Annotated in this window: 15 protein-coding genes and 2 pseudogenes; 13 read left to right on the plus strand and 4 right to left on the minus strand. The window is 50.6% G+C overall.

Features of this window, described 5'->3' with window-relative positions; genetic code table 11:
* Nucleotides 1-334 (minus strand): cytochrome b/b6 domain-containing protein (locus KEM39_RS09310; RefSeq protein ID WP_211709879.1); only part of this gene is annotated, 334 nt, incomplete at its 3' end.
* Nucleotides 335-555: 221 nt separating this feature from the next.
* Here KEM39_RS09310 and KEM39_RS09315 point away from each other — a divergent pair.
* The gene (locus KEM39_RS09315) at nucleotides 556-1,005 is read left to right on the plus strand and encodes a MarR family winged helix-turn-helix transcriptional regulator (RefSeq protein WP_418030156.1); all 450 of its coding nucleotides are present in this window, start codon (nucleotides 556-558) and stop codon (nucleotides 1,003-1,005) included.
* A gap of 113 nt (nucleotides 1,006-1,118) precedes the next feature.
* On the opposite strand, the pseudogene KEM39_RS09320 reads toward KEM39_RS09315, so the two are convergent.
* Nucleotides 1,119-1,376, minus strand: a pseudogene (locus KEM39_RS09320) (MBL fold metallo-hydrolase); the annotation flags it as partial.
* Nucleotides 1,377-1,517: 141 nt separating this feature from the next.
* Entirely contained in the window at nucleotides 1,518-2,177 is a 660-nt protein-coding gene (gene ung / locus KEM39_RS09325; RefSeq protein ID WP_118998012.1) for a uracil-DNA glycosylase, read from the minus strand.
* 80 nt (nucleotides 2,178-2,257) lie between these two features.
* Here ung and KEM39_RS09330 point away from each other — a divergent pair, with 80 nt between their 5' ends.
* Nucleotides 2,258-2,665 carry an NfeD family protein gene (locus KEM39_RS09330; RefSeq protein ID WP_118998013.1) on the plus strand — a complete coding sequence of 136 codons (408 nt, stop codon included), beginning with the start codon at nucleotides 2,258-2,260 and terminating at the stop codon, nucleotides 2,663-2,665.
* Nucleotides 2,666-2,679: 14 nt separating this feature from the next.
* Complete coding sequence (locus tag KEM39_RS09335) at nucleotides 2,680-3,627, plus strand: stomatin-like protein (protein WP_118998014.1); 948 nt, start codon at nucleotides 2,680-2,682, stop codon at nucleotides 3,625-3,627.
* 206 nt (nucleotides 3,628-3,833) lie between these two features.
* On the opposite strand, the gene KEM39_RS09340 is transcribed toward KEM39_RS09335, so the two are convergent.
* Nucleotides 3,834-4,904, minus strand: coding sequence for an AI-2E family transporter (locus KEM39_RS09340; RefSeq protein ID WP_118998029.1), 1,071 nt, complete (start codon nucleotides 4,902-4,904; stop codon nucleotides 3,834-3,836).
* Nucleotides 4,905-5,086: 182 nt separating this feature from the next.
* On the opposite strand from KEM39_RS09340, the gene KEM39_RS09345 reads away from it, so the two are divergent.
* The 10 genes and pseudogenes from KEM39_RS09345 to KEM39_RS12075 all read left to right on the plus strand — a co-directional run.
* Nucleotides 5,087-5,362, plus strand: a complete 276-nt coding sequence (locus tag KEM39_RS09345) for a YbeD family protein (RefSeq protein WP_002217171.1) — start codon at nucleotides 5,087-5,089, stop codon at nucleotides 5,360-5,362.
* Nucleotide 5,363: 1 nt separating this feature from the next.
* Nucleotides 5,364-5,987: a lipoyl(octanoyl) transferase LipB gene (gene lipB / locus KEM39_RS09350; protein WP_118998015.1), complete on the plus strand. Its 624-nt coding sequence runs from the start codon at nucleotides 5,364-5,366 to the stop codon at nucleotides 5,985-5,987.
* Nucleotides 5,980-6,963, plus strand: coding sequence for a lipoyl synthase (gene lipA, locus KEM39_RS09355; protein ID WP_118998016.1), 984 nt, complete (start codon nucleotides 5,980-5,982; stop codon nucleotides 6,961-6,963). The genes lipB and lipA overlap by 8 nt, the downstream gene beginning before the upstream one ends.
* Nucleotides 6,964-7,431: 468 nt before the next feature.
* Nucleotides 7,432-7,896 carry a bacterioferritin gene (gene bfr, locus KEM39_RS09360; RefSeq protein ID WP_118998017.1) on the plus strand — a complete coding sequence of 155 codons (465 nt, stop codon included), beginning with the start codon at nucleotides 7,432-7,434 and terminating at the stop codon, nucleotides 7,894-7,896.
* Nucleotides 7,897-7,923: 27 nt separating this feature from the next.
* Complete coding sequence (gene bfr / locus KEM39_RS09365) at nucleotides 7,924-8,397, plus strand: bacterioferritin (RefSeq protein ID WP_118998018.1); 474 nt, start codon at nucleotides 7,924-7,926, stop codon at nucleotides 8,395-8,397.
* A 324-nt stretch (nucleotides 8,398-8,721) separates the two neighbouring features.
* On the plus strand, nucleotides 8,722-9,042 hold the full coding sequence (locus KEM39_RS09370; protein ID WP_003710267.1) for a helix-turn-helix domain-containing protein: 321 nt from the start codon (nucleotides 8,722-8,724) through the stop codon (nucleotides 9,040-9,042).
* A 48-nt stretch (nucleotides 9,043-9,090) separates the two neighbouring features.
* The gene (gene glnD / locus KEM39_RS09375; RefSeq protein ID WP_211709881.1) at nucleotides 9,091-11,649 is read left to right on the plus strand and encodes a [protein-PII] uridylyltransferase; all 2,559 of its coding nucleotides are present in this window, start codon (nucleotides 9,091-9,093) and stop codon (nucleotides 11,647-11,649) included.
* A gap of 90 nt (nucleotides 11,650-11,739) precedes the next feature.
* Nucleotides 11,740-12,201, plus strand: coding sequence for a hypothetical protein (locus KEM39_RS09380; RefSeq protein ID WP_002242648.1), 462 nt, complete (start codon nucleotides 11,740-11,742; stop codon nucleotides 12,199-12,201).
* A gap of 325 nt (nucleotides 12,202-12,526) precedes the next feature.
* Nucleotides 12,527-13,990 carry an IMP dehydrogenase gene (guaB, locus tag KEM39_RS09385; RefSeq protein WP_118998021.1) on the plus strand — a complete coding sequence of 488 codons (1,464 nt, stop codon included), beginning with the start codon at nucleotides 12,527-12,529 and terminating at the stop codon, nucleotides 13,988-13,990.
* Nucleotides 13,991-14,452: 462 nt separating this feature from the next.
* Nucleotides 14,453-14,668: pseudogene (locus KEM39_RS12075) on the plus strand (hypothetical protein); the annotation flags it as partial.

Raw genomic sequence — 14,668 nt, forward strand, 5'->3', positions numbered from 1 at the left:
GCGTGCCGTGAATTTCTCCGCCATTGCCGATTTGACGGGCAATGCCTGCGGCGGGAACAGCGAGCATCAGGGCATACATCGCCCAATGCCCCAATTTGGTGACGGCAGTGTTGGTGGGGCGGTTTTTACGTTGGCGGATTCCCCTCCCTACGCGCCAAACAGACAATATCAGCAGCAGGATTCCGACTGCTTTGTGCGGATTGATTAGAAATTTCAGGTTTTCGTCGATATTCCACGCAATGGCGGTAGCGAACATAAACAGGTAGCAAGCTGCCATTGTCCAATGCAGGAAGCGGGTTGTTGAGCCGTAGCTTTGCAAAGTGTCGGGTTTCATGATGCTTTCTCTTGAATAAAGGGTTAGTCGGATTTCGGTATGGCTTACAGATAGGAAAACCTTCTTTAAAGTATTGCAGTTCTTGAACATTTAAGAGAGGTCGTCTGAAAGTATTTAGATAGCAAGCTATTAAGTTGCAACAAGTATAGCGTGCTATGAATTAAGATAGCAAGCTATATTTGTGATATAATCCGCAACAATCTGATTTTAAAGGAAACAAAGTGGACGAAGTTTTCAAAACTGAATCGGCAGGCTATCTGATGAACCACATTGCCCGCCAATTTGCCATTTTATTGGGCGAAGGTTTAAAGCCTTTGGGCATCGCCCCCGCGCAATTTCCGATATTGCTGGAACTGTGGCAGAAAGACGGTTTGAGCCAGCAGGAATTGGTGGAACGCGCCGATTTGAAGCAGGCAACGATTGCCAACACCTTGGCGCGGATGGAGCGTGACGGCTTGATTACGCGCGAACCGAATCCCGACGATGCACGCAGCCGCCTGATTATGCTGACGGAGCAAGCTCGTGCCTTGCAACAGCAGTCCACGGAAATTGCCAAAGCCCTCAACCAAACGGCTTTGTCGGATTTGTCGGCAGGCGAACAAAAGTTGTTTTTGGAAATGGCGGCAAAAATTGTGGCGCGACAGCAAGAGATGATTGCGGGCGGGAAGTGAGGGCGGATGGCGCAACTCGGAATTTTAAAGTGCAGGCTGCTTTTGAGGTCGTCTGAAAGCAGCCTGCACTTTGCAAAACAAGGTGCAGGCTGCTTAGGGTAATGTGTCGTTTATCAATCCAGTTTCAGGATTTCTCCGTCTTCCGGAACGTTCACACGGCTTTCAATGCCTTGACCGCGTATAAATTTACGCATGTCGGCGCGGCTGACGGCGGTATGATTCACGGTATCCATGTGTACGGTGATGATTTTGGCTTTAGGCATGACTTGGCTGGCTTTTAATACATCAGCCGTCCCCATAATAATGCCGTCTGAAATGCCTGAAATCAGCGCGTAGCCTGTGTTCATAATCAGATAATCGGGTTTGTAACGGTAACTTTGACGCTTGAATGCCGTCTGAACCCTAGGATTCAGACGGTTTTGCATTATGGGCCGGTTTTTCTTAATCACTTTGTTTCCGGTTTCAAAAGCAGCCTTAAGCGGGATTTAAGCAACTTGGCATTCAGACGGCATTCACAGCTTCCAGTTTATCGGATCGATACTGTGTCGGCTCAAATAGCTGTTTGCCTGTGAAAAATGTCGGCAGCCGAAAAAACCGCGATATGCCGACAGAGGAGACGGATGCGGCGCGGTCAATATCAAATGGTTTTGACTGTCTATCAGTTTCCTTTTTTGTTGTGCATACCCGCCCCACAGCATAAAGACAAGATGCTTGCGGTGTGTCGCAAGCTGCCTGATGACGGTATCGGTAAAGCGTTCCCAGCCTAAAAAGGCGTGCGAATGCGCCTGTCCTGCACGCACCGTCAAAACCGTGTTCAGAAGTAATACGCCCTGCTCCGCCCACGCTGTCAGGCAGCCGTGCGCGGGTATGGAAAAGCCTTCGATGTCGGTTTCCAATTCTTTGTAGATATTGAGTAAAGACGGCGGTATGCGGACACCCTGCCGGACGGAAAATGCCAAACCGTGCGCCTGCCCTGCCCCGTGATACGGATCTTGTCCGAGAATGACGGCTTTGACCCGGTCGAACGCTGTCAGGCGGAATGCGTTGAACACATCCGCCGTCGGCGGATAGATGATTTGTCCCGACAAACGTTCCTGCCTGACTGCATTTAAAATTTCCTGAAAATACGGTTGCCGTTTTTCGTTGCCCAGTGCATCGTGCCAAGTATCCATATCTGCCCTATCCTTTCAAATTCGGCTATACTGCTGATATCGCGTGATTTTGTCAAACGACGCGCTTTGTGGGGAAATGTATGACTGTATGGTTTGTTGCTGCTGTTGCCGTCTTAATCATCGAATTATTGACGGGAACGGTTTATCTTCTGGTTGTCAGTGCAGCTTTGGCGGGTTCGGGCATTATCTACGGACTGACCGGCAGCACACCTGCCGCCGTCTTGACCGCTGCTCTGCTTTCCGCGCTGGGTATTTGGTTCGTACACGCCAAAACCGCCGTGGGAAAAGTTGAAACGGATTCATATCAGGATTTGGATGCCGGACAATATGCCGAAATCCTCCGACACACAGGCGGCAACCGTTACGAAGTTTTTTATCGCGGTACGCACTGGCAGGCTCAAAATACGGGGCAAGAAGAGCTTGAACCAGGAACTCGCGCCCTAATCGTCCGCAAGGAAGGCAACCTTCTTATCATCGCAAACCCTTAACACTCGGAGGAATTATGGAATTTTTCATTATCTTGTTGGCAGCCGTCGTTGTTTTCGGCTTCAAATCCTTTGTCGTCATCCCCCAGCAGGAAGTCCACGTTGTCGAAAGGCTCGGGCGTTTCCATCGCGCCCTGACGGCCGGTTTGAATATTTTGATTCCCTTTATCGACCGCGTCGCCTACCGTCATTCGCTGAAAGAAATCCCTTTAGACGTACCCAGCCAGGTCTGCATCACGCGCGACAACACCCAGCTTACGGTTGACGGCATCATCTATTTTCAAGTAACCGATCCCAAACTCGCCTCATACGGTTCGAGCAACTACATTATGGCGATTACCCAGCTTGCCCAAACGACGCTGCGTTCCGTTATCGGACGTATGGAGTTGGACAAAACGTTTGAAGAACGCGACGAAATCAACAGCACTGTTGTTGCGGCTTTGGACGAAGCGGCCGGGGCTTGGGGCGTGAAGGTTTTGCGTTATGAGATTAAAGACTTGGTGCCGCCGCAGGAAATTTTGCGCGCGATGCAGGCGCAAATTACCGCCGAACGCGAAAAACGCGCCCGCATCGCCGAATCCGAAGGTCGTAAAATCGAACAAATCAACCTTGCCAGTGGTCAGCGCGAAGCCGAAATCCAACAATCCGAAGGCGAGGCCCAAGCCGCGGTCAATGCGTCAAATGCCGAGAAAATCGCCCGCATCAACCGCGCCAAAGGCGAAGCGGAATCCCTGCGCCTGGTTGCCGAAGCCAATGCCGAAGCCATCCGTCAAATTGCCGCCGCCCTTCAAACCCAAGGCGGGGCGGATGCGGTCAATCTGAAGATTGCGGAACAATACGTCGCCGCGTTCAACAATCTTGCCAAAGAAAGCAATACGCTGATTATGCCCGCCAATGTTGCCGACATCGGCAGCCTGATTTCTGCCGGGATGAAAATCCTCGACAAGGGTAAAGCTTCCCAATAAATATCCCAATCAATAGATATAAAAAATGCCGTCTGAACCTTGTCGGAAAGGTTCAGACGGCATTTTTATCCAAATCCAAAATCTCAAAAATATATTTATATCCCCGTCCCCTTATTTGATAACGGAAGCGGACTACAGGTATCCATACTGCATTTTCGGATAAAAACAAAATATCCCCTTCGGAAACTTTATACTTCGTCAATGCCTTACCTGTTCAGATAAAAACTGCTGGCAAAATATTTCTGGACACCCTCACGCAGCAATACCAATGTTACGGCAGCCAAAGGTAATCCTGCCAACATTCCGACAAAGCCCATCAGTTGTCCGAATGCCATCAGGGAAAAGATAACCCAAAACGGCGACAGGCCGATACGGTCTCCCACGATTTTCGGCGTAATGAAAAAACTTTCGAGAAACTGGCCGACGGCAAAAACCGCCCAGACAGCTAAGATGCCGTTCCACGAAGCAAATTGGAGCAAGGCGGCAACGGTGGCAAGCAGTAATCCCGTAAACGCACCGAGATAAGGGACAAATACCAAAATACCGGCAAGCATACCGATGGCAAACCCCGAATCCAGCCCGACCAGCACCAGCCCCAAGCCGTAAACCAAGCCCATAATCAGCATCACCAGAAGCTGACCACGTAAGAATTCGCCCAATACCTCGTTCAAATTACCTGTAATACGGGTATAAGTATCGGCAAAACGCCTCGGAACCAGTTTACTTATGCCGCACGACCACCGCTGCCAATCCAGCAGGAAATAGTAAAGCAGCAAGGGCAGCAGCATCAGATTGCCGATACTGCTGACGATATTGCTGCTCTGCCTCATCAAAACGGGAAACCACGCCTTAAGCGCGTTGCTCAACTCGCCCGTATGCGCCTGAAGCCACGCGATAACGGATGCCTGATCGATTTCCACATAATTGCCCACAGTGTCTTTCAACAGCGGCAACAGCGTATTTTGCATAAAACCTGCAAGTTGGGGCAAACGGGATACCATGCTGTTGAACTGTCCGACCAGCATAGGGACAATAATCAAAAGCAGCGCGGCAAGCATCAGCAAGGCAAAAATCATTACAGTCATTGAAGCAACGGCACGGTTGAAACCTTTTTTCTGCAACCATTCGACCAAAGGATCCAACACATACGCCAACACTGCCGCAACCGCAAAGGGAGCCAGTGTGTCGCCAAGTGCGAAAGCCAGCCATATCAAGACCGTAAGGAACACCACCGCACCAACCCAGGGTTTGATACTCTGCTTTTTTCTCTGATACATAACAACCCGTCCGGAAACCATTTTCATCATTATTATAGCAGAATGGGTTATATCGCAGATAAAACCCCCTCCTTCCCGATAGCCTGTTATCGCGGTTTAGGCTAAAATAACGCACATCCGATGCCGTCTGAAAGGCAAACCTGCCTTCAGACGGCATACCGTACACGATAAGGCAGCACATCATGACCGAACAAAAAAACAAAACATCCCTCATCGAATTTCCCTGCACCTTCCCATTAAAAGTGATGGGCGCGGTGCATCCCGAGTTCGAGCAGGCGGTATTGGACACCGTCCGCCTCCACGCCCCCGACACGCAGGCACACCACATCACCACGCGTCCCAGCAGCAAAGGTAACTATACCGGCGCCACCGTTCAGGTAAAGGTTGAAAACCAAGAACAACTTGACAATATCTACCGCGCGCTGACTTCGCACGAACTGGTCAAAGTGGTACTTTGAGATGAAAATCATACATAAAGGTTTGGTCGAATATCTGCCGACTTTCGAGGCGATGAAAACCTTTAATGCCGGACGGAATGCCGACACCGAAGACGAACTGTGGGTTGTCGAGCACCCCCCCGTGTTCACACAAGGGCTGGCGGGAAAACCAGAACACCTGCTGATCCGCGACGACATTCCCGTTATCCAGATTGACCGGGGCGGACAGATTACCTATCACGGGCCCGGGCAATTGGTCGTTTATACGATGATTGATTTCAAACGGCGCAAAACCAGCGTCCGCAACATCGTTTCCGCGCTTGAAAACAGCATCATCGCCACATTGGCGGAATACGGCATCGAAGCGGCAGCAGACCCCAAACGCCCCGGCGTTTATGTCGGCGAACGCAAAATCGCCTCGCTGGGGCTGCGTATCAAAGGAGGTTCCGTCTATCACGGCCTTGCGCTCAACGTCAATATGGATTTAAGCCCGTTTACCCACATCAACCCCTGCGGCTACGCCGGTATGGAAATGACGCAAATCGCGGATTTTGTCCAACCCTGCCCCACGCCGGACGAAGTCGCCACCAAGCTGACCACACATCTTAAAACACAACTCACACCGAAAGCAGATAACAATGAGTGAAATCAAAACCGACGATCCCAAACGCGGCATCAAACTCAAAGGCGCGGACAAAACCGCCCGCATCCCCATCAAAGTCGTCCCCCTTCAGGAAAAACTGAAAAAGCCCGAATGGATACGCGCCAAACTCCCATCGCGCAAATTCTTTGAAATCAAAGACATTTTGCGCGAACAAAAGATGCACACCGTTTGCGAGGAAGCCTCCTGCCCCAACATCGGCGAATGCTTCAGCAAAGGCACGGCGACCTTCATGATTATGGGTGACATCTGCACCCGCCGCTGCCCATTCTGCGACGTGGGACACGGTCGGCCCAATATGCTCGACCCCGACGAACCGAGAAACCTCGCAGAATCCGTTAAAGCCATGAACCTGCGTTACGTCGTCATCACCTCGGTTGACCGCGACGACCTGCGCGACGGAGGCGCCCAACACTTCGCCGACTGCATCAAAGCCATCCGCGAGACCAGTCCGAACACCAAAATCGAAATCCTCGTCCCCGACTTCCGAGGCCGCTTGGACATCGCACTGAAAATCCTTGCCGAAACCCCGCCCGACGTGATGAACCACAACCTAGAAACCCATCCTAGCCTGTATAAAAAAGCCCGTCCCGGCGCCAATTATCAACATTCTTTAGACTTATTAAAACGTTATAAAGAAATGATGCCGCATATCCCGACCAAATCCGGCATCATGGTCGGCTTGGGCGAAACAGACGAAGACGTGCGCGAAATTATGCGCGATATGCGGGCGCACAATATCGAGATGATTACCATCGGACAATATCTCCAGCCTTCAGACGGCCACTTGCCTGTCTTGCGCTACGTTACGCCCGAACAATTCAAAATATTTGAAAAAGAAGCATACGAACTGGGCTTTACCAATGCCGCCATCGGTGCGATGGTACGTTCAAGTTATCATGCCGACGAACAGGCGGCGGAAGCCTTACGCGAAAGCCACGGCGGTTGCGGGCATCATTAAACTCGGAACACCGCGCCAAAGTGAAGAACGATTCCCTGCGCCTGCCGCGCCGTTTGGCGCAAGCCGCACCCGCGTTAGCCGCCCATGCCGTCTGAAAGCCTTTCAGACGGCATGATTTATTCTCCGAATCCGATAATCTCAAAAGAATCTGTCAGTTAATGAGAACGATTCATTATAAATTTTGATAAAAAACCGTGCTCTATTTGTTTTTTGCTATGGTTAATAAGTGTAAATGTTCTTTATTGATGAGATGGATTCTTAGTTTTAGCAGCAAAAAAAACCGATAAGAAACAGAGCATTGATTTGGAAAGCATCAGCAAATCCATCCTATCTCTTTTGATAATTGTTTGTATTTTAAATAGAAAATTTGTCATATCAAAAACTTTTGCATACAATGCACGCATCCCGAATAGCGATACAGATGCTGTTCAGACATACCGAAAACCAAGTTACGGAAAGAGAGATATTATGCAAGGCAATCAAGCAGTTTTAGATTATATGAACGAATTGTTGTCCGGCGAGCTGGCGGCACGCGATCAATACTTCATCCACTCCCGCCTCTACTCCGAATGGGGATACAGCAAATTGTTCGAACGTCTCAATCACGAGATGGAAGAAGAAACCACACACGCCGAAGACTTCATCCGACGCATCCTGATGTTGGGCGGTACGCCGAAAATGGCACGCGCCGAACTGAATATTGGCACAGACGTGATTTCCTGCCTCAAAGCCGACCTGCAAACCGAATATGAAGTACGTGATGCGTTGAAAAAAGGCATCAAACTGTGCGAAGAGGCTCAAGACTATGTTACGCGCGACCTGATGGTTGCCCAACTGAAAGATACCGAAGAAGACCACGCCCACTGGCTGGAACAGCAGCTTCGCCTAATCGAGCTGATTGGCGAAGGCAACTACTACCAAAGCCAACTGTAATCCGTATTCGGAATAAAAGGAGTCCGTATGAAAGGCGACCGTTTGGTTATCCGCGAGCTGAACAAAAACTTAGGCTTGCTGCTGATAACCATCAACCAATATTTCCTTCACGCCCGTATTTTGAAAAACTGGGGCTTTGAAGAACTGGGCGAACATTTCTTCAAACAGTCCATCGTTGAAATGAAAGCTGCCGACGATTTGATCGAGCGTATTCTGTTCCTCGAAGGCCTGCCGAACCTGCAAGAACTGGGCAAGCTTCTGATTGGCGAGTCCACCGAAGAAATCATCGCCTGCGATTTGGAAAAAGAGAAAGAAAAACATGAGGCATTGATTGCGGCAATTTCCGTGGCAGAAGCGCAACAGGATTATGTCAGCCGTGATTTGTTGGAAAAACAAAAAGACACCAACGAAGAACACATCGACTGGCTCGAAACCCAGCAGGAACTGATCGGCAAAATTGGTTTGCCGAACTACCTGCAAACAGCGGCGCAAGAGGACTAAAACACAAACCACTGCCAAATACAGCAGTCCCCTGCATCATCAGACGGCATATCCGTATAAACGGGTATGCCGTTTTTCTTTGCCGGTTTGCGAATCAAATCTAAATTGATTTGAATCAATACTCGATAACGGTTTTTGTTTGATAATACCGATATGAAATCTAGATTGCTTGTTTGCTGTTTCCCAATCCGTCTTGATTTTACCTCTTTCCTCTTGATGTGTGTGTGTTTGGGTGTGGCTGCCGCCACCCCTTTTTTTTGGCTTTCATGTGAAGTAAAATCCGTAACAGCAAATGCTTAAATTTAACCATTTATCCGGAAACAAATGATGGGCAACAAATTGACTCTGCCTGCCGAACTGCCTGACGAACAGGATTTGCGGGCGGTATTGGCATACAATATGCGGCTTTTCCGCGTGAACAAGGGCTGGTCGCAAGAAGAATTGGCGCGGCAATGCGGTTTGGACAGGACTTATGTGTCGGCAGTCGAGCGCAAACGCTGGAACATCGCCCTGTCGAATATCGAAAAAATGGCGGCGGCTTTGGGCGTGGCGGCGTATCAGTTGCTGCTGCCGCCGCAGGAACGGTTGAACCTGATGACCAATTCCGCCGATACCCGACAAATGCCGTCTGAAAGCGGTATTTGACTGCCGAACCATCCGCCTCCCTTTTTCCCGCCAATCGAAAGAATAAAAATGCCTGCAAACCTGTCTTCAGCACTGGAAACCTTCAAACAGCAGCGCGATGCTGCCGAAGCGCATTATTTGAAAGCCAACCGCGTGTCGGTATTTTTTAGAGAATATACGGCGGCAGTCGAAACCTTACTGGCGGCATTGTGGGCAGAACATTTTCAAAACAGCGCGTTATGTCTGATGGCGGTGGGCGGCTTCGGGCGCGGCGAACTGTATCCCTGTTCGGATGTGGATTTGGCGGTTGTCTCCCCTGCCCCACTTTCAGACGGCATTCAGGAACAGATTGCCCGGTTTGTCCAAACCCTGTGGGACTGCAAACTGATGCCGTCTGTAAAAAGCGGCGGCATTGACGAACTGTGCGAAAGCGTGCGCAATGATATTACGGGGGACACAGCGTTTTTAGAGGCTAGGTTTTTGTTTGGCAACCGCCAAACGGTGGATAAACTGGCGGAAAAAATGAACGCGCAGCGCAATGTGGCGGCGTTTGTCGAGGCAAAACTGGTGGAGATGGAACACCGCCACGCCAAATCGCAAGGTTCGGGGGCAGTATTGGAGCCGAATATCAAAAGCTGTCCGGGCGGTCTGCGCGACATCCACACCCTGCTTTGGATAGCGAAGGCGCAAGGCTTGGCGACCAACCTGCCTGCGCTGGTCAAACAAGGCATTCTGACGCGCACTGAAGCCGGTATGCTTTCACACGGCTACCGCCGCCTCGCCCACATCCGCATCCATCTGCATTTAAACGCCAAGCGCGCCGAAGACCGCCTGCTGTTCGATTTGCAGCCGCAAGTCGCCGAAAGTATGGGTTATCAAGGCTTGAACCTCCGCCGTCAAAGCGAAGAACTGATGCGCGTGTTTTACCGTGCGATTAAAACCGTCAAACAACTGAGCGGCATCCTCACGCCTATGCTGCAAAGCCGCGTTTCTTCCACGCCGATGCGCGTTACCCTGCGGATTGACGACGACTACATCCAAGTCAACAACCAAATTGCCGCGCGGCACACCGATATTTTTTTGAGGCAGCCCGAACACATTTTCAAAATCGTCGAAATCATGCAGCAGCGCAACGACATTACCACGCTCGAACCACAAACCCTGCGCGCCTGGTGGGGCGCGACGCGCAAAATCAACCGCAGCTTCTACCTAAATCCCGAAAACCGCCGCCGCTTCGCCGGCTTTTTCCGCAGCGGCAACGGACTGACCCAAACCCTGCGCTTTCTCAACCTCTACGGCGTGTTGGGCCGCTATCTGCCCGCGTGGGAAAAAATCGTCGGTCTGCTCCAGCATGACCTGTTCCACATTTATCCTGTGGACGACCACATCCTCGCCGTCGTTCGCAACGTCCGCCGCCTCGCCTTGGATATGCACAGCCACGAGCTGCCCTACGCCTCCGCGCTGATGCAGTCCTTTGAAAAAAAAGACATCCTCTATCTCGCTGCCTTCTTCCACGACATCGCCAAAGGACGCGGCGGCGACCATGCCATACAAGGCATCGTGGACACACGCCAATTTGCCGCCGACCACTTCCTGACCAAAGAAGAAAGCGACCTGCTCGCCTGGCTGGTCGAAAATCATCTTCTTATGTCCACCGTCGCCCAAAAAGAAGACATCCAAGACCCCGACGTACTCGATGCCTTCTGCAAACGCGTGCAAACCCACGAACGCCTCAGCGCACTCTACCTTCTGACCATTTCCGACATACGCGGCACCAATCCCAAACTGTGGAACGCATGGCGCGCCAGCCTGTTGGAAAGCCTGTTCCATGCCGCCGGCCGCTACCTCGCAGGCAACGGCGGCAACCCGCACGCCCTCTTCAGCCGCCGCCAACAAGAAGCCGCCGAATTGCTCACCCGTGCCGCCGTCCCCGAAAAACAGCAGAAAAAGCTATGGAACGCGCTCGGTTCCGCCTATTTTGCCCGCCATCAGTCGCGCGAAATTCTGTGGCACGCCGCAAACCTTGTACACGACTTTGAAACCCCCATCGTCCGCAGCCGCATCCTGTTCAAAAGCGACAGCTTTCAAGTCATGGTCTTCATGCCCAACGGCCCGCGCCTGTTCGCCCGCCTCTGCCGTATCTTCAGCCGCCACGGCTTCGACATTCTCGCCGCCCGCGCCTTTATCACCGAACACGACTACATCCTCGACACCTTCATCGTGCAAATCCCCTCACAACACGCCCCCGAAGACTACCCCGACATCCAAAGCGCGCTCGAAGCCGAACTTAACAGCTTTATCCACGGACACACCGTTGCCGAAACCTCCAGCCACAGCCGCCGCATCAGCCGCCGCAGCCGCTATATGCCGATCGCGCCAAGCATCACCATCACCCCCGAAGAAGACTACCCCGACTGGTACTCCGTCGAAATCACCGCCGTCAACCGCCCTTTCCTGCTCGCCGATATGGCGGAAGTCTTCTTCGCCCACAACGTCAGCCTGCGCTACGCCAAAATCTCCACGCTGGATGAACGCGTCGAAGACAGTTTTACCGTTTTCAGCCTAGACCTGAAAAACCCAAAAATCCAGTCCTCATTGAAGCAGACGCTGCTGGAACAACTATCATAACGCCCGCCTTCAGACGGCATTCCGCCGCCACGCCGTATGCCGTCTGAAAGCGGGGGATATTGTAAATAATTTATTAATATAAGGATTTATATGAATATTATTATGGACTCAACAAGAAAATTTGGGATTTTATGGGAAGAAAACTCTGAATGTAATGGTTTTATTTATGGAAAAATTCAGATAATAATAGGAGAGAATATATATCCTAAGATATGCCCATATGGATATTTTACGCTAAATACAGTTTTTAATAGTTTGAAATCATCCTTTGAAGAGAAGTATTATGCAGGTGGAAACAATGGTTTAGATTTTGGAGAACAACTATTTGATATAGATAAATATAATTCTCTGGAATTATGCAATATATTTTCTATTGATACTACATATATGAGTGGAGGGGGTAATTGTGAAATAGATTGTTTAGTATTAGAAATGGGATATTCTGGTGAGGAAGAGAGACTTTTTTATAGTTTTGACAATGGGAAAAACTTTAAAGAAATCAGGTATAAGAAAGGTACAGTTGAATCTGTTATTTTTCAATTGAATCTATAATATATGGGGCTGTACTAGATTAGCAGATATGTTACCCTCGAAATATTAATTTAATATACTGAAAATTAAAGGAAAAAATAAATAAAGAACTACTCCGTTTTTTTGTGCTGGAAGTTACCGCCCGATATAAGGCTTCAATAACTGAGCCACTTACCAAAAATTAGAAAAAAGCTTTCCCTGAAATTGAAAGAACGGGAGCAACAGTGGTCGGCAAAGGAAAACCGGGCTATTCAAAGGGGACCAAAATTAAACCTGATAAACTGTCAAGCCGACGGTAACGTGCTATAATGCCGTGCATCTTGCACAAACTGAAAGACCGAGCATTATGCGTATCGTAGAAAAAGCCTATACTTTCGACGATGTTTTGTTGGTTCCCGCACACTCAACCGTGCTGCCGCGAGACGTTAAACTTCAAACTAAGCTCACCCGCGAAATCACGCTCAACCTCCCCCTGCTTTCCGCCGCGATGGATACCGTTACCGAGGCGCGCCTCGCCATTTCGATGGCACAGGAAGGCGGCATCGGCATCATCCATAAAAACATGACGCCCGAAATGCAGGCGCGCGCCGTTTCCAAAGTAAAACGCCACGAAAGCGGCGTGGTCAAAGACCCTGTAACCGTTGCACCGACGACGCTCATCCGCGAAGTATTGGAAATGCGCGCGCAGCGCAAACGCAAAATGTCCGGCCTGCCCGTCGTTGAAAACGGCAAAGTCGTCGGCATCGTAACCAACCGCGACCTACGTTTTGAAAACCGCGTCGATTTGCCCGTATCTGCCATTATGACCCCGCGCGAACGTCTGGTTACCGTCCCCGAAGGCACAAGCATAGACGAAGCGCGCGAACTGATGCACACGCACAAAGTCGAACGCGTTTTGGTTCTGAACGAAAAAGACGAACTCAAAGGTCTGATTACCGTCAAAGATATTTTAAAAACCACCGAATTTCCCAATGCCAACAAAGATTCCGAAGGCCGTCTGCGTGTCGGTGCGGCAGTCGGCACCGGCGGCGACACCGACGAGCGCGTCAAAGCCTTGGTCGAAGCCAGCGTTGACGTGATTGTCGTCGATACCGCCCACGGGCACAGCCAAGGCGTGATCGACCGCGTACGTTGGGTCAAAGAAACCTATCCGCACATCCAAGTCATCGGCGGCAACATCGCCACTGCCAAAGCCGCATTGGATTTGGTCGCCGCCGGTGCGGATGCCGTCAAAGTCGGTATCGGCCCGGGATCGATTTGCACCACCCGTATCGTGGCAGGCGTGGGCGTGCCGCAACTGACCGCCATTCACAACGTTGCCGAAGCCCTCAAAGGCACGGGCGTTCCGCTGATTGCCGACGGCGGCATCCGCTTCTCCGGCGACATCGCCAAAGCCCTCGCCGCAGGCGCGTACAGCGTCATGCTCGGCGGTATGTTTGCCGGCACGGAAGAAGCGCCGGGCGAAATTGAACTCTACCAAGGCCGCTCGTACAAATCCTATCGCGGTATGGGTTCCTTAGGCGCGATGAGCCAAGGTTCTGCCGACCGCTATTTCCAAGACAAAACCGACAGCACCGACAAATACGTCCCCGAAGGCATCGAAGGCCGCGTTCCTTACAAAGGTCCGATTGTGAACATCATCCACCAACTGACCGGCGGTTTGCGTTCCAGTATGGGTTATTTGGGTTGCGCCAATATTGTCGAAATGCACGAAAAAGCCGAATTTGTGGAAATCACTTCCGCAGGTATGAGCGAATCGCACGTTCACGACGTTCAAATTACCAAAGAAGCACCGAATTACCACCGCTGATTTGAACAGCCTTTCAGGACAAAATGCCGTCTGAAGCCCTGTTTTCAGGTTTCAGACGGCATTTTTGTTCGTTCAAGACAAGCCGCACGGGCTGATTGCGCAGACAGAAAAAGCCATTCGGACGGACACGGCGGTGGAATGAAAACGCCGTCTGAAATACCCGGGCAGCGTTTATCCGGCGTTTGAGCAAGCCGGATGAGTCCTTTTCAAAAACAGCCTGTCCGTAGAATTGGACGTACAAAAACGCGCTGGAAAAGCCAACGCCTTTCCGATATTGAGAAAAATAGCAGCAATCAGGAATCTTGTTTATTTTGAAACGGTATCGGGTATAAAGTTTGAATAACTTTGCGATTGAATGCCTAAGCGGGTACGGCAAAACCGGCCGGATTTCAGGATGAGACCGGTTCATTAAAACCGTCTGCCGCAAAGGTTCGAATAAGGTCAAAAAATGCTTGGCAATACGAGGATTTGGCTAAGGACAGCGATATTCAGGGTTATGAATATGATGTTTCGGGGCTGAATGTCGGAGGATACGGATTACACCGTGAGGCTGCCGTTGCGGTAAGCAGGAACGGCAACCGCTATTACGGTCACAAGCTGACTAAAATAGAAAAAGACGGCTTGAGACCTTTGCAAAATTCCTTTCCCTCCCGACAGCCGAAACCCAAACACAGGTTT

It is taken from the genome of Neisseria sp. Marseille-Q1983, assembly GCF_018224585.1.
Lineage (GTDB): Bacteria > Pseudomonadota > Gammaproteobacteria > Burkholderiales > Neisseriaceae > Neisseria > Neisseria polysaccharea.